Origin of the sequence: Actinomadura luzonensis (assembly GCF_022664455.2) — a bacterium.
Classification (GTDB): Bacteria; Actinomycetota; Actinomycetes; order Streptosporangiales; family Streptosporangiaceae; genus Nonomuraea; species Nonomuraea luzonensis.
Map to the genome: position 1 here is coordinate 1,755,566 of NZ_JAKRKC020000001.1, position 18,624 is coordinate 1,774,189.

15 protein-coding genes are annotated in these 18,624 nt (G+C 73.0%); 4 read left to right on the plus strand and 11 right to left on the minus strand.

Annotated elements, in window-relative coordinates:
• Positions 1–2: 2 nt before the first annotated feature.
• A complete protein-coding gene (locus MF672_RS08345) occupies positions 3–1,517 on the minus strand; it encodes an FAD-dependent monooxygenase (protein ID WP_242375468.1) in 1,515 nt (504 codons plus the stop codon).
• 194 nt (positions 1,518–1,711) lie between these two features.
• Between MF672_RS08345 and MF672_RS08350 the strand changes: the two genes are divergently transcribed.
• On the plus strand, positions 1,712–2,911 hold the full coding sequence (locus tag MF672_RS08350) for a cytochrome P450 (RefSeq protein WP_242375469.1): 1,200 nt from the start codon (positions 1,712–1,714) through the stop codon (positions 2,909–2,911).
• An 8-nt stretch (positions 2,912–2,919) separates the two neighbouring features.
• Here the strand turns inward: MF672_RS08350 and MF672_RS08355 are convergent, their stop codons facing one another.
• Positions 2,920–3,348: a hypothetical protein gene (locus MF672_RS08355; RefSeq protein ID WP_242375470.1), complete on the minus strand. Its 429-nt coding sequence runs from the start codon at positions 3,346–3,348 to the stop codon at positions 2,920–2,922.
• A 115-nt stretch (positions 3,349–3,463) separates the two neighbouring features.
• Here MF672_RS08355 and MF672_RS08360 point away from each other — a divergent pair, with 115 nt between their 5' ends.
• Positions 3,464–4,417 carry an NAD-dependent epimerase/dehydratase family protein gene (locus MF672_RS08360; protein WP_242375471.1) on the plus strand — a complete coding sequence of 318 codons (954 nt, stop codon included), beginning with the start codon at positions 3,464–3,466 and terminating at the stop codon, positions 4,415–4,417.
• 7 nt (positions 4,418–4,424) lie between these two features.
• Here MF672_RS08360 and MF672_RS08365 read toward each other — a convergent pair whose 3' ends face one another.
• Genes MF672_RS08365 through MF672_RS08385 form a run of 5 tightly spaced genes read right to left on the minus strand, consistent with a single transcriptional unit; the run spans position 4,425 to position 9,055 of the window.
• Positions 4,425–5,693, minus strand: a complete 1,269-nt coding sequence (locus MF672_RS08365) for an ABC transporter substrate-binding protein (RefSeq protein ID WP_242375472.1) — start codon at positions 5,691–5,693, stop codon at positions 4,425–4,427.
• Between the two features lie 5 nt (positions 5,694–5,698).
• Positions 5,699–6,703: a branched-chain amino acid ABC transporter permease gene (locus tag MF672_RS08370; RefSeq protein WP_242375473.1), complete on the minus strand. Its 1,005-nt coding sequence runs from the start codon at positions 6,701–6,703 to the stop codon at positions 5,699–5,701.
• Positions 6,700–7,581, minus strand: a complete 882-nt coding sequence (locus tag MF672_RS08375; RefSeq protein WP_242375474.1) for a branched-chain amino acid ABC transporter permease — start codon at positions 7,579–7,581, stop codon at positions 6,700–6,702. The genes MF672_RS08370 and MF672_RS08375 overlap by 4 nt, the downstream gene beginning before the upstream one ends.
• A gap of 2 nt (positions 7,582–7,583) precedes the next feature.
• Entirely contained in the window at positions 7,584–8,300 is a 717-nt protein-coding gene (locus MF672_RS08380; RefSeq protein ID WP_242375475.1) for an ABC transporter ATP-binding protein, read from the minus strand.
• A complete protein-coding gene (locus MF672_RS08385; RefSeq protein ID WP_242375476.1) occupies positions 8,297–9,055 on the minus strand; it encodes an ABC transporter ATP-binding protein in 759 nt (252 codons plus the stop codon). The genes MF672_RS08380 and MF672_RS08385 overlap by 4 nt, the downstream gene beginning before the upstream one ends.
• 178 nt (positions 9,056–9,233) lie before the next feature.
• On the opposite strand from MF672_RS08385, the gene MF672_RS08390 reads away from it, so the two are divergent.
• Both MF672_RS08390 and MF672_RS08395 read left to right on the plus strand, forming a co-directional pair.
• Positions 9,234–10,610 (plus strand): PucR family transcriptional regulator, encoded by a 1,377-nt coding sequence (locus MF672_RS08390; protein WP_242375477.1) that lies wholly within the window; start codon positions 9,234–9,236, stop codon positions 10,608–10,610.
• Entirely contained in the window at positions 10,597–12,084 is a 1,488-nt protein-coding gene (locus tag MF672_RS08395; protein WP_242375478.1) for a long-chain-fatty-acid--CoA ligase, read from the plus strand. Before MF672_RS08390 ends, MF672_RS08395 begins: the two co-directional genes overlap by 14 nt.
• On the opposite strand, the gene narI is transcribed toward MF672_RS08395, so the two are convergent.
• From narI to MF672_RS08415, 4 genes are read right to left on the minus strand one after another with little or no spacing between them, the layout of a single operon-like run.
• The gene (narI, locus tag MF672_RS08400) at positions 12,057–12,737 is read right to left on the minus strand and encodes a respiratory nitrate reductase subunit gamma (RefSeq protein WP_242375479.1); all 681 of its coding nucleotides are present in this window, start codon (positions 12,735–12,737) and stop codon (positions 12,057–12,059) included. The genes MF672_RS08395 and narI overlap by 28 nt on opposite strands.
• On the minus strand, positions 12,734–13,399 hold the full coding sequence (gene narJ, locus MF672_RS08405; protein WP_242375480.1) for a nitrate reductase molybdenum cofactor assembly chaperone: 666 nt from the start codon (positions 13,397–13,399) through the stop codon (positions 12,734–12,736). Before narJ ends, narI begins: the two co-directional genes overlap by 4 nt.
• Entirely contained in the window at positions 13,396–14,946 is a 1,551-nt protein-coding gene (gene narH, locus MF672_RS08410; RefSeq protein ID WP_242375481.1) for a nitrate reductase subunit beta, read from the minus strand. The genes narJ and narH overlap by 4 nt, the downstream gene beginning before the upstream one ends.
• Positions 14,946–18,581 carry a nitrate reductase subunit alpha gene (locus MF672_RS08415; RefSeq protein ID WP_242375482.1) on the minus strand — a complete coding sequence of 1,212 codons (3,636 nt, stop codon included), beginning with the start codon at positions 18,579–18,581 and terminating at the stop codon, positions 14,946–14,948. The genes narH and MF672_RS08415 overlap by 1 nt, the downstream gene beginning before the upstream one ends.
• Positions 18,582–18,624: the final 43 nt, after the last annotated feature.

Genomic DNA, 18,624 nt, shown 5'->3' on the forward strand with positions numbered 1-18,624 from the left:
CGTCAGAAGGCGAGGGCGCGGCGGAGGGCGCCGGCGGGGTCGTCGTCGCCGCGCCAGGCCACGTGCTGGTCCGGGCGGACCAGGGTCAGCGGCTCGCCGGGCAGGTTCACCACCTCCAGGGGGACGCCCAGGTCGGCGGCCTCCTTGGCGAGGACCGCCGCGCCCGGCGCGCTCGCGTCGCCGACGAGGCTGAAGCCGCGGCCCAGGCGGTCGTAGAGGGAGACGCCGGGGGCGAGCCAGCGGTGCGGGAGGCGTTCGCCGGCGCCGTCGGCGACGATCGGCGAGCCCGTGTAGGCGTAGCCGAGCACCAGGTCGAGGCTGTGGAACTCGCTGTCCTTGGTGCGCAGCACGGCCTCGGCGACCGCCGGCCGGACCTTCTCGAACTCCGCCTCGTCGCCCATCAGCGCCGGGTCGGCCAGCTCGGGGGCGAGGGTGGCCATGTTGGCGGCGGCGGCCTCGATGGTGTCGGCGGCGATGGGGCGGCGCTCGGCCTCGTACGTCGCCAGCAACGCCTCAGGGGCCCAGCCGTTCAGCACGGCGGCGAGCTTCCAGCCGATGTTGACCGCGTCGCCGACGCCGGTGTTGAAGCCGTGCCCGCCGTAGGGCGGGTTCTGGTGGGCGGCGTCGCCCGCCAGGAAGACCCGGCCCGTGGAGTAGCGGTCGGCGAGCAGCATGCGGGCCGTCCACGGGTCGGTGGCCAGGATCTCGACCTCGATGTCGTCGCCGGCCAGGTTGCGGACCAGCCGCACCGGGTCGGCGTCCTCGGCCCGGACGCCCTGCGCGATGCACCACCAGGTGTCCTCCAGGTCGAGCCGGCCGACCAGGCCCGGCTGGGCCGGGTTGAGCACCCAGTAGTGCACGGCGGGGCCGTGCGGGATGCGCTCGGCCAGGCCGGGGGCGCGGAAGACGACGTTGTAGTTGGGGCGGGCGTCCTGGCGGCCCTCGTAGCGGGCGCCGATGGCGGCCCGGGTGACGCTGCGCGGGCCGTCGCAGCCGACCATGTACGCGGCCCGGATCTCGCGTTCGCCGCTGCCGTCGGGCGCGGCGACGCGGACGGTGACGCCGTCGGCGTCCTCGGTCAGGCCGGTCACCTGCCGGCCGGTGAGCAGCGCGTCGCCGACCGCCTCGCGCAGGATCTCCTCCACCAGCGGCTGGGGCGCCTGCTGGCCGGGCTCGGCGGCCAGGTCGGAGCCCACCAGGTCGAGCCCGAAGCAGCCGCCGATCCTGGTGATCTCGCGGCCGAGCAGGCTGTTGACGAACACCGCCTGGTCCGACCACGACACCGCCAGCGGCGCCCGCTCGCGCAGCGTCCGGGCGAGGCCCCAGCGGCGCAGCAGCTCCATGGTGCGGGCGGAGGTGGTCTTGGCGCGGGGGCGCAGCCAGGACACCGTCTCCCGCGGCTCCACGACGAGGCTCCGCACGCCGTGATGGGCCAGCTCCACGGCGGTCGCCAGGCCGACGGGCCCGCCTCCGGCGACCAGCACGGGCACCACTTCCGGTACGCCCGCCTTTTCCATCTATACCGTCCTCAATCGTCCCGATAGCTAGGGGCATGCTCGTGGTGTCATGCCGACTCGTCAAGGCGGGCTCCCAGGTTGCGGGACGGTGATCAAGCCCGGTACGAACACATAACTGATTGAAGATCACACTAGAGGCGCCCCTCCCGCGTTGTTACCTTTTACGGACCAACGACGATCTTTCAGGGGTTCCCATGACCGAGTCCTCGGTGATGCCGCTGCACATGCGGCGGGTGGAGTTCGACCCGGCGCCGGAGCTGGCCGCGGCCCGCGAGGAGGAGGGCGTCACCCGCGTCAGGACCGCGTTCGGCGCCGACGCCTGGCTGGTGAGCCGGTACGCCTACGTCCGCGAGGTCCTGGGCGACGCCGACCGGTTCAGGATCGCCCGGCAGACCATCGCGCGGCTGCCCGGCGCCCCCGAGATGACCGAGGAACAGCTCAAGAAGATCAACGCGGGCAACCTGCTCGGCCAGGACCCGCCCGAGCACACCCGGCTGCGCCGCATGCTGACCCCCGAGTTCACGATCCGGCGCATGCGGCGGCTGGAGCCCCGGATCCGGGCCATCGTCGACGAGCACCTGGACGCCATGGAGGCCGCCGGGCCGCCGGCCGACCTGGTGCCGTCGTTCGCGCTGCCCATCCCGTCGCTCGTGATCTGCGAGCTGCTCGGCGTGCCGTACGAGGACCGCGAAGGCTTCCAGGACCGGACCAGCCGCATGCTGGACGTCACGGTGCCCGCCGAGGAGCGGGTGGCGCTGCAGTTCCAGGCGCGGGCGTACATGGAGGACCTGGTCGGCCGCATCCAGGCCGACCCCGGCGAGGACCTGCTCGGCATGCTCGTGCGCGAGCACGGCGACGACCTCACCAAGGACGAGCTGGTCGGCATCGGCAGCCTGCTGCTGTTCGCCGGGCACGAGACGACCTCCAACATGCTCGCGCTCGGCACGCTGGCCCTGCTGCGCCACCCCGACCAGCTCGACCTCCTGCGCAAGGAGCCCGAGCGGATCGACGCGGCGGTGGAGGAGCTGCTGCGCTGGCTCAGCATCGTGCACTCCGGCACCACCAAGGTCGCCACCGCCGAGACCCGGCTCGGCGACACCGTCATCGCCGCCGGCGACCTGGTGATCTGCTCACTGCCCACGGCCAACCGCGACCCGGGGATGGTGCCGGACGCCGACCGGTTCGACCTGACGCGCGGGGCGCCCGGCCACGTCGCGTTCGGCCACGGCATCCACCACTGCCTGGGCGCGCCGCTGGCCCGGATGGAGCTGCGGACCGCCTTCCCCGCGCTGTTCCAGCGGTTCCCGGGGCTGCGGCCGGCCGACGGCGCGGAGCCGCGGTTCCGGTCGTTCAGCGTGGTGTACGGGCTGTCCTCGCTCAAGGTGGCCTGGTAGGGCGCGGCTCACTTGTAGTACTGCACCCAGTACTCGACGGTGTGCTTCTTCCTGAGAGAGAAGGACGCGTAGTACTCGCGGTGCCCGGCGTTGCTGATGCGGACGTAGCCGTACCGGCCGTTGCACCTGAACGTGCCGGCCTTGGCGACCTTCTCGCCGCCGCCCCAGTTGCGCACGAACCACAGCTTGACCTCGAGGTTCGTGTCGTTGCCCCAGCAGCGGGCCTTGACCTGCATCACGCGGGCCCCGGAGGGCCGCTGCCAGGAGTTGGTGGTGAAGTAGCCCTTCTGCGCGGGCATCGCCTCGTGCCGGAGGGTGTGCCAGGCCGCCGCGGCCTGCGTGTGCGCGGCCGGGGCCGCGACGGCGGGGGCCGCCGACGCCAGGGCCAGCGCGGCGGCCGTGGTGGCGAGGGCGAGGGAGATCGTCGGGAGACGCATGGTCTGCCTGCCTTTCCGTTCCTTGTTCTGCTGCGGATGAGGAGACGGTAGGGCGGAGCGGGTTGAGGCCCGGTTGAGCGCGTGTTGAGCCGCCGGACGGGGTTACGCTGCATCCATGCGTGTAGTGGTGATCGGCGCCAGTGGCCACATCGGCACCTACCTCGTCCCCCGGCTCGTGGACGCGGGCCACGACGTGGTCGCGGTGAGCAGGGGCAAGCGGGAGCCCTACACCCCGCACGGCGCGTGGCAGCGCGTCACCACCGTCTCCGCCGACCGCGACGCCGAGGACGCCGACGGCACGTTCGGCCGGCGCGTCGCCGAGCTGGACGGCGACGCCGTCATCGACCTCATCTGCTTCACCGAGGAGAGCGCCCGCCACCTGGCCGAGGCGCTGACCGGCCGGGTCCGGCACTTCCTGCACTGCGGCACGATCTGGACGCACGGCCCGAGCGCCCGCGTGCCCACGACCGAGGACCGGCCGAAGCGGCCGCTCGGCGAGTACGGCAGGCGCAAGGCCGCGATCGAGGCGTACCTGCTGGAGCGGGCGCACCGCGACGGCTTCCCGGCGACGGTCGTCCACCCCGGGCACATCACCGGGCCCGGCTGGGTGCCGGTCAACCCGGCGGGCAACGTCAACCCGGCCGTCTTCCAGACCCTCGCCGACGGGGAGGAGCTGGCGCTGCCCAACCTCGGCATGGAGACCGTGCAGCACGTGCACGCCGACGACGTGGCCCGGCTGTTCATGGACGCCCTCGCCACGCCCTCGGCGTCGGTGGGCGAGAGCTTCCACTCGGTCGCCACGGGCGCGCTCACGCTGCGCGGCTACGCCGAGGCGGTGGCCGGGTGGTTCGGGCGGGAGGCGCGGCTGGCGTACCTGCCGTTCGAGCGGTGGCGGGCTACGGTGTCCGAGGAGGACGCCCGGGTGACGCTCGACCACATCAGCTACAGCCCCCACTGCAGCATGGCCAAGGCCGAGCGGCTGCTCGGCCACCGCCCCCGCTACGAAGCGCTGGAGGCGATCCAGGAGGCGGTGGCCTGGCTGGTCGCGACCGGGGCCGTCAAGGCCTGAGGCCCGCTCAGCCGGTCAGCGGGCCGAACTCCTTGCGGGTGTCGATGACCTGGCCGAACAGCTCCCACCGGGCGCCCTTGAACTTCATGAGCTGCATCGACTCGATGGGGAACGCGTCGCCCTGCCCGGTCGTGAGCGTCACGCCCGGCAGCAGCATGTCGATTTTGACGTTGCGCAGGTTGCGCACCGAGTCGCGCAGCCCTTCGCGGGTGGGGCACCTGGCCGCGTCCATGGCCTTGTGGAAGCTGCTGGCGACGGCCCAGCCGAAGGTCAGGTACGGGATGTTCGGGTCCTCCCCGGGCGCGTACTGCTTGACCTTCTGCTTGTAGAGCTCCATCTCGGGGTCGGTCGCCCAGGTCGGGTCGTTCGGGTCCTTGTAGTACGAGCTGGACACCACGCCCTGCACGTTGTCGAAGCCGACCGGCTTGAGCACGGTGATGGAGGCGGAGACGTTGTTGATGATGTGCAGCGGGTTCCAGGCGGTGTTCCTGGCGTCGGCGGCGAGCGCCTGCGAGCCGAACTTCGGGGTGGTGATGTCGAGGAACACGTCGGCCTTGGAGCCGGCGAGGTTGCGCATCTGGGGGTCGATGCTGGGGTCGGTGACCTCGTAGCTCTGCTCGGCGACGATCGTGATCCCCGTGCCTTCGACGGCCCGTTTGAAGCCGCCGAGCAGGTCCTTGCCGAAGTCGTCGTTCTGGTAGAGCACGGCGACCTTGGCCGAGGGCTTCTCCGTCTTCAGGTACTGCGCGTAGACGCGGGCCTCGGAGACGTAGTTGGGCTGCCAGCCGATGGTCCACGGGTGCGCGGTGTCGGTGCCCCACTTGGACGCGCCGGTGGCGACGAAGACCTGCGGCACCTTGCGCTGGTTGGTGTAGTCCCAGGTGGCGGTGGTGGAGGGGGTGCCGAGCGTCTGGAACAGGGCGAAGACCTGGTCCTGCTCCACGAGCCTGCGGGCCTCCTCGACGGCCTTCGGCGGCTGGTAGCCGTCGTCGCGCACGACGAACTCGACCTTGCGCCCGCCGATGCCGCCCTTCTCGGCGTTGACGTAGTCGAAGTACGCCTTGATGCCCTTCGGGATGTCGCCGTAGGCCGAGGCCGGGCCGGACAGCGGGTAGATGCCGCCCAGCTTGATGCTCTTGTCGGTGATGCCGGTGGTCTGCTGGCCCTGGCACTGGCCGGTGGCGGTGGCGCCGGCGCCGCCGCCGCTCTCCCGCCCTCCGCAGGCAGCGGCGGCGAGCAGGAGCAGCGCCGCGCAGCCGATGGCAGATACACGCATCCCTCTCACTCCTTCCGGGGGATTTTCCCGATCAGACGGCCGGCGAGCCCGGCGAGGCCCGTGGGGGCCACGTACATCACCGCGATGATCAGCAGGCCGAAGATGACGCCGGGCGCGGCCTCGTTGAGGTCCTGCGCGATGCTGGGGACGAACATCACGAACAACGCGCCGAGCACCGGCCCGGCCATCGCGCCGAGCCCGCCCACGACCAGGCCGGCGAGCAGGGTGATCGACAGGTTGACGGTGAAGGAGTCGGGGCTGACGAACCCGATCACCCACGTGTAGACGCAGCCGGCCGCGCCCGCGAGCATCGCGCTCCAGGCGAAGGCGAGCGTCTTGTACGCCGACAGCCGCACCCCCATGACCTCGGCCGCGCCCTCGTCGTCGCGCAGCGCGTGCAGCGCCCGCCCCACCCGCGACCGCAGCAGGCCCGCGACCAGCGCGAACGAGGCCACGGCGACGGCGAGCGCGAGGAAGTACAGCCACTGGTCCTCGGCGAGGCCGGTCCAGGCGGGCGGCTGCGGCTTGGGCAGCGTCAGCCCCATCGAGCCGCCGGTGACGTGCTCGAACCGTTTGAGCAGCGGCACCAGGAAGATCGCGATCGCCAGCGTGACCAGCGCCAGGTACAGCCCGCGCAGCCGCACCGCGGGCACCCCGAACGCCAGCCCCAGCGCGAAGGCCACGGCCGCGGCCACCGGCAGCGTCACCGGGTACGGCACGGCCGGCCCGTGCAGCAGGATCGCCGCCGTGTACGCGCCGACGGCGAAGAACGCCCCGTGCCCGAGCGAGATCTGCCCGGCGTGGCCGACCAGCAGGTTCAGCCCGAGCAGCGCGACCGCGTACACCAGGACCATCGTGAGCTGGAAGACGTGGAAGGGGACGAGCTGGAACGGCGCGTAGACCGCGGCGGCCAGCAGCGCGGCCCCCGCCGCCCACCGCCACCGGGCCGCGTCCCAGCGGGCGCGGCGGGTGGACCCGGCCGCCACGTCGGCGTCCTTCACCTGTGTCATGCGCGTTCCACCACCGCTCGCCCGAACAGGCCGCGCGGCCGGACCAGCAGCACGCCGAGGATGATCACCAGGGGCACCCCGACCTTGAGGTCGGAGCCGACGACCGGCAGGTAGGCCCCGGCCAGCGTCTCGGCCACGCCGACGACGACGCCGCCCGCGACCGCGCCGGCCGGGCTGTCGAAGCCGCCGAGCGTGGCCGCGGCGAAGGCGTAGATGAGGACGCCGCCCATCATGTTGGGCTCCAGGAACAGCAGCGGCGCGACCAGGACGCCCGACACCGCGCCGACGGCGGCGGCCAGCCCCCAGCCGAGCGCCAGTGTCCAGCCGACGCGGATGCCGACCAGCCGGGCCGAGGTGGGGTTCGCGGCCACCGCGCGCATGCCGAGCCCGATCTTGGTGTGCTGGAAGAGCAGGTACAGCAGGCCCATGACCAGCGCCACCACGCCGAGCACGCCCAGCGTGGAGAAGCCGACGCTCACCCCGCCGAGCTCCAGCGCGCCCCGCGGGAACGGGTTGGGGAAGTCCTTGATGAGGAAGGTCCAGATCCAGCCGGCGGCGGCGTTGACGAAGATGAACAGCCCGACGGTGACGATGACCAGCGTCAGCTCGGGCGCGCCCTCGACCGGCCGGATGACGACCCGCTCGATGAGCATGCCGCCCGCGAACGACACCACCAGCGTGAGCGCCAGCGCCGCCCAGAACGGCAGCCCGGCCGCCACGCACTGCCAGGCGAGGTAGGTGGAGAACATGGCCAGCTCGCCCTGGGCGAAGTTGACGATCCCGGTGAACTGGTAGATCAGCACGAGCGCGAGCGCCATGCTGGCGTAGATCGCGCCCGCGCCGAGCCCTTCCACGACCTGCTGCAGGAACCCGGCCACGGCTACACCCGGTATCCCAGGTAGGACTGCGCGACCTGCTCGTCCGCCCTGATCTGCTCGGCCGTGCCGGACAGCACGATGCGCCCGGTCTCCAGCACGTGCGCCTGCCGGGCGACGCCGAGCGCGAGGTGGGCGTTCTGCTCCACGACGACCACGGTGGTCCGCTCCTCTTCGTTGATGGCCTGGACGATGCGGAACAGCTCCCGCGTGACCAGCGGCGCGAGGCCCAGGGACGGCTCGTCCAGCAGCAGCACCCTGGGTCGCAGCATGAGCGCCCGGCCGAGGGCGAGCATCTGCTGCTCGCCGCCGCTGAGGCTGCCCGCGACCTGCCCGAGCCGGTCGCGGAGCGGCGGGAAGTAGCCGCAGACCCGCTCCAGGTCCTCCTCGGCCGCGCGCCGGCCGCGCCGGGTGAACGCGCCGAGCCGCAGGTTCTCCTCGACCGTCAGCGGCATGAACGTGCCGCGCCCCTCGGGCACGTGCGCCACGCCCAGCCGGGCCACCGCGTCGGGCGGGCGGCCGGTCAGCGAGGTGCCGCCGAGCCGGACCGCGCCCCGTGCCCGGACCATCCCGGACAGGGCGCGGAGCAGCGTGGTCTTGCCCGCGCCGTTGGGGCCGAGGATGGCGCAGATCTCGCCCTCGGCCACGCTCAGGGTCACGCCGTGCAGCACGCGGGCGTCGCCGTAGCCGGCGACCAGGTCCGTCACCTCCAGGAAGCTCATCCGGCCGTCCCCAGGTACGCCTCGATGACTCCGGGGTCGCGCTGCACCTCGGCCGGCGGCCCTTCGGCGATCTTGCGGCCGAAGTCGAGGCAGACGATGCGGCGGCAGACGCCCATGACGAAGCCCATGTGGTGCTCGACCACGACCACGGTGAGGTCGTAGGCGTCCTTGAGCGCGCGGAGGGTGCCGGCGAACTCCGCCACCTCGGCCGCGTTCAGCCCGTTGACCGGCTCGTCGAGCAGCAGCAGGCGGGGGCGGGCGATCAGCGCGCGGGCCAGCTCGACCCGTTTGAGCGTGCCGAACGGCAGGCCGGCGGCCGGGTGACCGGCCACCCCGTCGAGGCCGAGCCGCCCGAGGACGTCGTCGGCGTCGGCCCGCAGCGCGCGCTCCTCGCGGCGCACGCCGGGCAGCCGCAGCCCGGCGGTGACGAAGCCGGCGCGGCCCCGGTGGTGCGCGCCGGTGAGCACGTTGTCGCGGACGGACATGCGGGGGAACAGGCCGAGGTTCTGGAAGGTGCGGGCGATGCCGAGCCGCGCGACCGCGTACGGGGGCACGTCCCGCAGGTCCGTGCCCTCGTAGGTGATGGTGCCTGAGCCGGCCGGGTGGCGGCGGGTGAGGCAGTTGAACAGGGTGGTCTTGCCGGCGCCGTTGGGCCCGATGAGCCCCACCATCTCGCCGCGCGTCACGGCGAAGCTGACGCCGTCCAGCGCCGTGATGCCGCCGAAGCGGACGGTGAGGTCGCGCACCTCCAGCATCCGGCCTCCTGGAGAACATTGTTCTGACCGTGGGCTCAGCGTAGGTTTCGGTCATCAGGGGCCGCATTGGGCACGGTGACCCAAGATGTCCCCGGCGCATTGTCCGCTGAGCACAGGGACGGTCTCGGACCGGTCACGACCCGTTGACCGCCCGCCGATGGGCATGGATCATCCCGGCATGTCCGGTCGTTTCAGCACGGGAACGCTCACTGGTACCGAGGCCGTCCGGGTGCAGCGGGCGCGCATCATCGCCGAGATGCTGGACAACGTTCAGGAGCTGGCCGACGCCGGGGCGGCGGCGATCAGGGCCGAGGTGCCGACGTACGCGGCGCAGGGCGCCGACTTCCTCGCCGACGTGCGCGACCAGGTCGTCCGGCACTACCGCGCCAAGCTCGCGGTGCTGCTGGAGGAGCGGGCGGTGACGGCCGCGGACATCGCCTTCGTCCGGCGGGCCGCCATGCGCCGGGCCAGGGCCGGGGTGCCCCTCGCCGACTACATCAACGCCTACCGGGTCGGGCAGCGGGTCTTCTGGGAGTCGCTGGTCGAGCGGGCCGGGCCGACGCCCGCCGGGCGGGAGGCCGCGCTGTCGCTGGCCGTCGCGCAGATGCGCTACTGCGACTTCGCGAGCACGCAGGCCGCGTACGCCTACATGGAGTTCCAGCAGTACGCCGCCGCCGAGGCCGTCAGGGAGAGCCGGGGCCTGCTGGAGACGCTGCTGGCCGGCGGCACGCCGACGCGCGGCAGGGAGCTGGCCGCCGCGCAGGCCCACGGCCTCGCGCCGGAGCCGCGCACGCCGCTCATGGTCGTGGTGGCGATGCTGGTCGAGGCCCCCGCCCCGGTCACGGCCGGGCTCAACAGGGACGCCGAGGCGCGGCACGCCGCCTGCGCCGCCCTCGCCAGGACCGGCGGCAACGGGGCCCGCACGCTGTCGGTGGTGCGCCAGTCGGAGATCGTGGCGGTGCCCGTGCTCGGGCCGGGCGCCGAGGCCGAGGACGTCTGCGACCGGCTGGAGGCCGTCGTCGCGGGCCTGGCCGGCGAGGGCATCAGGCTCGCCATGGGCGTCAGCACGCCGGCGGCCGGGACGGCGCAGATCCCGCAGGCCTACCAGGAGGCGCGGGCAGTGCTGGACTTCGTGCCCGAGGAGGGCGGCGTGGCGGCGCTGCCCAGGATCACCCCGTTCCAGTACCTGGCGCTGCGCGCCGACGACACGGCCCGGCACCTGGTTGACCCGCGCATCACGGCGCTGCTGGAGGAGGACCGGGCGCGCGGCGGCGTGCTCACCGCGACGATCCGGGCGTTCGCCGCCGCCGACCTCAACCTGCGCACCGCCGCCGAACGCCTGCAGATCCACCCAAACACCGCGCAGTACCGGATGCGCCGCATCCAGGAACGCACCGGGCGGAGCCTGCGCTCCATCAACGACCTCGTGGAGCTGCTGGTCGCCATCGCGCTCCAGGACGCGGTGCCCACCAACGCCGGGCGGGAAAGACTGGCCGCCGTGACCGATGAGGGGCGTGGGAGAGCCGACGTACGGTCGTCCCATGAACCTCGCTGACCGGCTCCACATCGCCGCCGGGCGGCTCGGCGGCCGGGCGGTCCTCACGCTGGACGGGGCAGGGCTCACCTACGCGGCGCTGGAGGAGCTGAGCGCCCGCCTGGCCGGGCTGCTGCGGCTGCGCGGGATCGGCCCCGGCGACCGCGTCGCCGTCATGCTGCCGAACGTGCCGGAGTTCGGCGTCGTCTACTACGGGGTGCTGCGCGCCGGGGCCGTGGTGGTGCCGCTGGACCCGCTGCTGAAGCGCCGTGAGATCGCCGCGTACCTGGCCGACTGCGGGGCGCGGCTGCTGGTCGCCTGGCACGCCTTCGCCGAGACCGCCGAGGCGGGCACGGCGGGCACCGGGGCCGACTGCTTCTTCGTGGTGCCGGGCGAGCTGCCCCGGCTGCTGCGGGCCGTCCCGCCGGAGCGCGGGCCGGCCCGCGCCGGGGGCGGCGACACCGCCGTGATCCACTACACCTCGGGCACCACCGGCCGGCCCAAGGGCATCGAGCTGACCCACGCCAACCTGGCCGGCAACGCCGAGGCGGTGGCCCGCATGCACGCGCTCGGCGTGGACGACGTGGTGCTCGGCGCGCTGCCGCTCTACCACACCTACGGCCAGACCTGCTCGCTCAACGCGAGCGTGCACGCGGGCGCGCGGCTCACGCTGCTGCCGCGCTTCGAGGCGGGCCGGGCGCTGGAGGTGATCAGGCGCGACGGGGTGACGGTGTTCCAGGGCGTGCCGGCCATGTACATCGCGCTGCTGGACCACCCGGGGGTGTCCGACCTGTCCATGCTGCGGGTGTGCACCTCGGGCGGGGCGGCGCTGCCGCTGGACGTGCTGCGCGCGTACGAGACCCGCTTCGGCTGCCGCATCGTCGAGGGCTACGGCCTGAGCGAGACCTCACCCGTGGCCGCCGCCAACCGGGGCGGGCCCGGCCGCCGTCCCGGCTCGATCGGCCGCCCGATCAGGGACGTCGAGATGAAGATCGTCGACGAGGACGGCCGCGAGCTGCCGCGCGGCGAGATCGGCGAGATCGTGGTGCGCGGCCCCAACGTCATGAAGGGCTACTGGAACGACCCGGCGGCGACGGCCGAGGCGGTCAGGGACGGCTGGTTCCACACCGGCGACCTCGGCCGGGTGGACGAGGACGGCTTCTTCTTCCTGGTGGACCGCCGCCGCGACGTGATCATCCGCGGCGGCTACACCGTCTACCCGCGCGAGGTCGAGGAGGTCCTGTACGAGCATCCGGCGGTGCGGCAGGCGGCCGTGGTGGGCGTGCCGCACGCGGAGCTGGGCGAGGAGGTCGGGGCCGTGGTGGCGGTGCGGACGCCGGTGAGCTGCGAGGAGCTGCGCGCCTTCGTGCGCGAGCGGGTGGCGGCCTACAAGTACCCGCGGCACATCACGTTCGCCGCCGAGCTGCCGACGAGCCCTACCGGCAAGATCCTCAAGCGCGAGCTGGGTCACCTCACGGCGGCCCTGCGCCGGTAGACGACGTACGGCCGCCACAGGTAGGCGATCGGCGCCGACCACACGTGCACGAGCCGGGTGAACGGCCAGATCGCCGCCAGCGCCCACGCCGACAGCGCGTGGAGCTGGAACACCAGCGGCACGTCCGCCATCAGCGCGGGGTCGGGACGGAAGGTGAGGACGCCCCGGAACCAGACGGCGATCGTCTCGCGGTAGTCGTAGCCGCCGCCGAGCAGGTTCTTGCCGACGGTCGCCGTCAGGCCGAGCAGGATCGTCACGGTCAGCACCGCGAACAGCACCTGGTCGGCGCGGGTGGTGGTGCGCCGCACCCGGGGGACGGTGAGGCGGCGGGCCAGCAGGAGCCCCAGGCCCGCCACCACCATGAGCCCCGCCACGGTCCCGGCGCTGACCGACACCAGGTGGTAGAGGTGCTCGTCCACGCCGACGGCCGCCGTCCAGCTCTTGGGGACCAGCAGGCCGAGCACGTGGCCGCCGATGGCCGCGAACGCGCCCAGGTGGAACAGCGGGGAGCCGAGCCGCAGCAGCCGGCTCTCCAGCACCTGCGTGGTCCTGGTCGTCCAGCCGAACTGGTCGACCCGCCAGCGCCAGACGTGGCCGACGACGAACACGGTCAGGGCGACGTAGGGGACGACCACCCACAGCGCGACGTTCACGAGCGGATCTCCAGTTCGGTCAGGGGCGGGCCGTAGGGAGCCAGGCCGACGTCCTCGGCGGGCGGCCCGGCGAGGGCGAGGCCCGCGACGGCGGCCCGCTCGGCGGCCGACAGCTCCGGCAGCTCGGCGCAGAGCGCGTCGAGGACCAGCCCGTACGGCGAGCGGGCGTCGCGGAGCGCGGTGCGGATCAGCTCCAGGCCCTTGTGGTGCTGGCGCAGCGGCGCCTCCCCCGCGCCGGGACCGGCCAGCGCGGCGAACTCGCACACCACGGGCAGGAAGTCGGGCAGCTCGCCGTCGGGCGGGGTGAGGCCGGCCGCCCGGTAGCGCTGCTTGAGGGTGAGCAGGGCCATGCCGCGGCGGCGGGTGTCGCCGTGCAGGTAGTAGGTGAGGTAGAGGCTGGACCTGCGGCGCAGGTCGAACGTCTCGACGTAGGAGCGGGCCAGCGGCATCGGCTCGCACTCGCGGTACCAGGCGGTGAAGGCGGCGAGCGCGTCGCGGGCGGGCGAGGCGGGCAGCTCCCCGGCGGCCCGGCACAGCTCGTCGCGGGCGGCCAGCAGCTCGGGGTCGGGGTACTGGAGGAGCAGCGAGACCAGCCGGAACAGCGCCGCCCGGTCCGCGGGCGCGGTGAGCGCGGCCGGCCGCTCCCTGCGCGGCAGCCTCATGCCGTCCCTCCCTTTCCCGCGAAGAGCTTCAGGCCGAGGCGGCCGTCGGAGCGGCGGCCGGTCAGGCCGGTCGGGTGGAACCCGCCCATGCCGGGGCCGCCGTCGCCGTCCAGGCTGCAGCCGTCCGCCTGGGCGGCCAGGGCGGCGGCGTCCTCGCGGTGGGCGGGCGGCACGACGTAGCGCTCGTCGTACTTGGCGACGGCGAGCAGGCGGTACATGTCCTCCATGTCGGCCGCCGTCATCCCGGACGCGGCCAGCAGATCCGCCGAGACGGTGCCGTCGAGGCTGCGGGCCCGCATGTACGCCCGCATCGCCGACAGCTTCATCAGCACCCCCGCGACGACCTCGGTGTCCCCGGCCGTGAACAGGCTCGCCAGGTACTCCAGCGGGATGCGCAGGTCGGTGATGGCGTGGAAGACGTTGTCCGGGTCGTCGGCGTCGGCCCCGACGCCGGTCACGGCGTCGAGCACGGGCGACAGCGGCGGGATGTACCAGACCATCGGCATCGTCCGGTACTCCGGGTGCAGCGGCAGCGCCACCCCGTACCGCATGGCCAGGCGGTGGACCGGCGAGCGCCGGGCGGCCTCGATCCAGTCGTCGCTGATGCCGCTCGCCCGCGCGGCGGCGACCACCTCCGGGTCGTCGGGGTCGAGGAAGACCCGCCGCTGGGCCTCCAGCAGCTCGCGCGGGTCGGCCACGCTCGCCGCGCCGAGCACGGCGTCGGCGTCGTAGAGGACGAGCCCGAGGTAGCGGAGCCGGCCGACGCAGGTCTCGGCGCACACGGTGGGCTGCCCGGCCTCGATGCGCGGGAAGCAGAAGGTGCACTTCTCCGCCTTGCCGGTCCTGTGGTTGACGTACACCTTCTTGTACGGGCACGACGAGACGCACATGCGCCAGCCGCGGCAGCGGTCCTGGTCCACCAGGACGATGCCGTCCTCCTCCCGCTTGTACATGGCGCCGGACGGGCAGGCGGCCACGCACGCCGGGTTGAGGCAGTGCTCGCAGATGCGCGGCAGGTGGAACATGAACGTGCGGTCGAACTCCAGGCGCACCTTCTCGGCCATGGCCGCCAGGTTGGGGTCGGCGGGCGCGTGCTCGGGGGCGCCGCCGAGGTCGTCCTCCCAGTTCGCGCCCCAGGTGATCGCGGTGTCCTCGCCGGTGATGGCCGACTTGGGGCGGATGACGGGGACGTGCGGCCCGGCGGGGGCGTTGATCAGGCTGTCGTAGTCGTAGGTGACCGGCTCGTAGTAGTCGTCGAGGTCCGGCAGGTCGGGGTTGGCGAACAGGCTGACCAGCCGGCGCACCCGGCCGCCGGCGCGCAGCTTGAGCCGGCCGCGCCGGTCCACCTGCCAGCCGCCGTGCCAGCGCTCCTGGTCCTCGTAGCGTCTGGGGTAGCCGACGCCGGGCTTGGTCTCGACGTTGTTGAACCAGACGTACTCGACGCCCTCCCGGTTCGTCCAGGTCTGCTTGCACGTGACGGAGCAGGTGTGGCAGCCGATGCACTTGTCCAGGTTCATCACCATGGCCACCTGGGCGAGGACCCGCATCAGTAGGTCACCTCCTGGCCGCGGCGGCGGATCACCGTGATCTCGTCACGCTGGTTGCCGGTCGGCCCGTAGTAGTTGAAGGCGTAGGTGAACTGCGCGTACCCGCCGATGAGGTGGCTGGGCTTGAGCAGCAGCCGGGTGAGGGAGTTGTGGACGCCGCCGCGCCGCCCCGACCTCTCGGTGAGCGGGACGTTCACGTTGCGGTCCTTGGCGTGGTACATGTACACGGTCCCGGCGGGCATGCGGTGCGAGACGACCGCCCTGGCCACCACCACGCCGTTGCGGTTGTACGCCTCGATCCAGTCGTTGTCGGCCACGCCGATCCTCGCCGCGTCCTCGACGCTCATCCAGATCGTGGGGCCGCCGCGTGACAGGGCCAGCATGTACGCGTTGTCCTGGTACTCGGAGTGGATCGACCATTTGGAGTGCGGGGTGAGGTAGCGCACGGTCACCTCGGCCGCGTCGCCGTCGCCCTGCTCGCCGTAGTGGCGGCGCATGTTGAGCGGCGGGCGGTAGGCGGGGAGCTGCTCCCCCAGCTCGATGATCCAGTCGTGGTCCAGGAAGAACTGCTGGCGGCCGGTCAGGGTGTGCCAGGGTTTGTCGCGTTCGACGTTGATGACGAAGGCCGAGTAGCGCCGCCCGCCGGTCTCCGAGCCGGACCATTCGGGCGAGGTGATGACGGGCTGCGGCCGCGACTGCGTGTCGGCGAACGTGATGCGTTTGCCCTCGTGCTCGGCGGCCAGGTCGGCGAGCCGGGTGCCGATGCGCCGCTCCAGCGTCTCGAAGCCCTGCGTGGCCAGGCGGCCGTTCGTGGTGCCGGACAGGGCGAGGATGGCCTCGCACATGCGGTCGGCGGTGGCCAGCGAGATGCGGCCCTCCGGGGTGGTGCCGTTCTGGGCGCGCAGGTGCACCAGCTCGGGGCCGACCTGGTAGGTGACGCCCTTGGTGGTGAGCCCCAGCTTGCCGAACAGCGGGCCGATGCCGCGCATGCGCTCGCCGATCGCGGCGTAGTCGCGCTCGATCGTGACGATCCTCGGCATGGTCCTGCCGGGGACGGGCTCGCACTCGCCGTGCCTCCAGTCGCGCACCCGGCCGCCGGGCTGCGCCAGCTCGTCGGGGGTGTCGTGGGCGAGCGGGACTGCCAGCACGTCGGTGCGGGCGCCCAGGTGCTCCGCGGCCAGCTCGGAGAAGCGGTCGGCGAGGCCGAGGAAGACGTCGTAGTCGGCGCGGGTCTGCCAGGGCGGCGCGATGGCCGGGTTGAAGGCGTGCACGAACGGGTGCATGTCGGTCGAGGACAGGTCGTGCTTCTCGTACCAGGTGGCGGCCGGGAGCACGACGTCGGAGAACAGCGCGGTGGACGTCATGCGGAAGTCGATCGCGGTGAGCAGGTCGAGCTTGCCCTCGGCGGGCTCCTCGCGCCAGGTCACCTCGGCGGGGTGGACGCCCTCCTCGTTGCGGGTCTCGGCGTCGGCGCCGAGCAGGTGGCGCAGGAAGTACTCGTTGCCCTTGCCGGAGGAGCCGAGCAGGTTGGCCCGCCAGACGGTGAGCACCCGCGGGTAGTTGGCGGGGTCGCCGGGGTCCTCGGCGGCGAAGCGCAGCCGGCCGGCGGTCAGCTCGCGCACCACGTGCTCGGCGACCGGGACGCCCTTCGCGGCGGCCTCGTCGGCGAGGTCGAGCGGGTTGCGGTCGAACGTCGGGTGCGAGGGCAGCCAGCCGAGCCGGGCGGCCTGGGCGTTGCAGTCGGCGAACGAGCGGCCGGCGAACAGCCCGTCGCCGAGCGGGCTGGACAGCTCGCCGGCCTCGATGCGCTCGTAGCGCCACTGGTCGGTGGCGAGGTACCAGAAGGCGGTGCCGGCCATGTGGCGGGTGGGCCGCTGCCAGTCGAAGGCGAAGGCCAGGTGCTGGAAGCCGGTGACCGGGCGGACCTTCTCCTGGCCGACGTAGTGGGCCCAGCCGCCGCCGTTGACGCCCTGGCAGCCGGTCAGCAGCACGAGCGTGAGGAACGAGCGGTAGATCTGGTCGGAGTGGAACCAGTGGTTGGTGCCCGCGCCCATGGCGATCATCGAGCGGCCCTCGGTGACCTCGGCGTTGCGGGCGAACTCGCGGGCGATCCTGGCGGTCGTGGCGGCCGGGACCGAGGTGATCTCCTCCGCCCAGGCCGGCGTGTACGGCTGCGACGGGTCGTCGTAGCCGGTCGCCCACTCGCCGGGCAGGCCGTCGCGGGCCACCCCGTACTGGGCCATGAGCAGGTCGAACACGGTGGTGACGAGCCTGCCGCCGACCTCGGTGACGGGCACGCCGCGGCGCATGGCCGCGCCGCCCTCGGTGGCGCCCTCGTCGAAGCGCGGCAGGTCCACCTCGACCGCGCGGCCGCCGAGCAGCGTCAGGGCCGGGTCGGCGCCGGCCAGGTCGAGGTTCCAGCGGCCCGCGCCCTCCTCGCCCCAGCGGAAGCCGAGCGAGCCGTTCGGGACGACCGGCCCGCCGCTTCCCGCGTCCAGGAAGACGGTCTTGAACTGGGCGTTCTCGCCGGTCTCGGCCAGGTCGGCGGCGGTGAGGAAGCGGCGCGGCACGTACGCGTCGCCGCGCGGCTCCAGGGTGACCAGGAACGGTAGGTCCGTATATTTCCGGACGTAGTCGGTGAAGTAGGGGACCTGGCGGTCCCGGAAGAACTCCGCCAGCACCACGTGACCCATCGCCATCGCGAGCGCCCCGTCCGTGCCGGGGTGCGGGGCCAGCCAGTCGTCGGCGAACTTGACGTTGTCGGCGTAGTCGGGGCTGACCGCGACGACCTTGGTGCCCTGGTAGCGGGCCTCGGTCATGAAGTGGGCGTCCGGGGTGCGGGTGACCGGGATGTTGGAGCCCCACATGACGAGGTAGCGGGAGTTCCACCAGTCGGCGGCCTCCGGCACGTCCGTCTGGTCGCCCCACACCTGCGGGGAGGCGATCGGCAGGTCGGCGTACCAGTCGTAGAACGACAGCAGCGTGCCACCGATCATCGACAGGAAGCGCGTGCCGGCCGCGAACGACGCCATCGACATCGCCGGGATCGGCGAGAAGCCCACCACGCGGTCGGGGCCGTACCGCTTGACCGTGTGCACGTGCGCGGCGGCCATCAGCTCCAGGACCTCGTCCCAGCTCGACCGGACGAAGCCGCCCTTGCCGCGCGCCCGCTTGTACGCCCGCGCCCGCTCCGGGTCGCCGGTCAGCTCCGCCCACGCCGCGACCGGGTCGCCCAGCCGCGCCTTCGCCTCGCGCCACATCTCCAGCAGCACGCCCCGCACGTACGGGTACCGCACCCGCGACGGCGAGTAGGTGTACCAGGAGAACGACGCGCCCCGGGGGCAGCCGCGCGGCTCGTACTCCGGCGAGTCCGGCCCCACGGACGGGTAGTCGGTGGCCTGGTGCTCCCAGGTGATCAAGCCGTCCTTGACGAAGACCTGCCAGGAGCAGGACCCGGTGCAGTTCACGCCGTGCGTCGAGCGCACGACCTTGTCGTGCGACCACCGGTCGCGGTAGAAGCGGTCCCAGGCGGCGGGGTCGATCTGGTGGAGCGTGCGCCCGTCGGCCGACACCTCGCCCTTGGTGAAGAACCTCCTGGCGGCGAGCCTTTTCGGCACAGGCGTTTCTGCGGTCATGGCCCCAAGGATCAGGGGCGGCGTCCCGAATCGGGCAGGGACG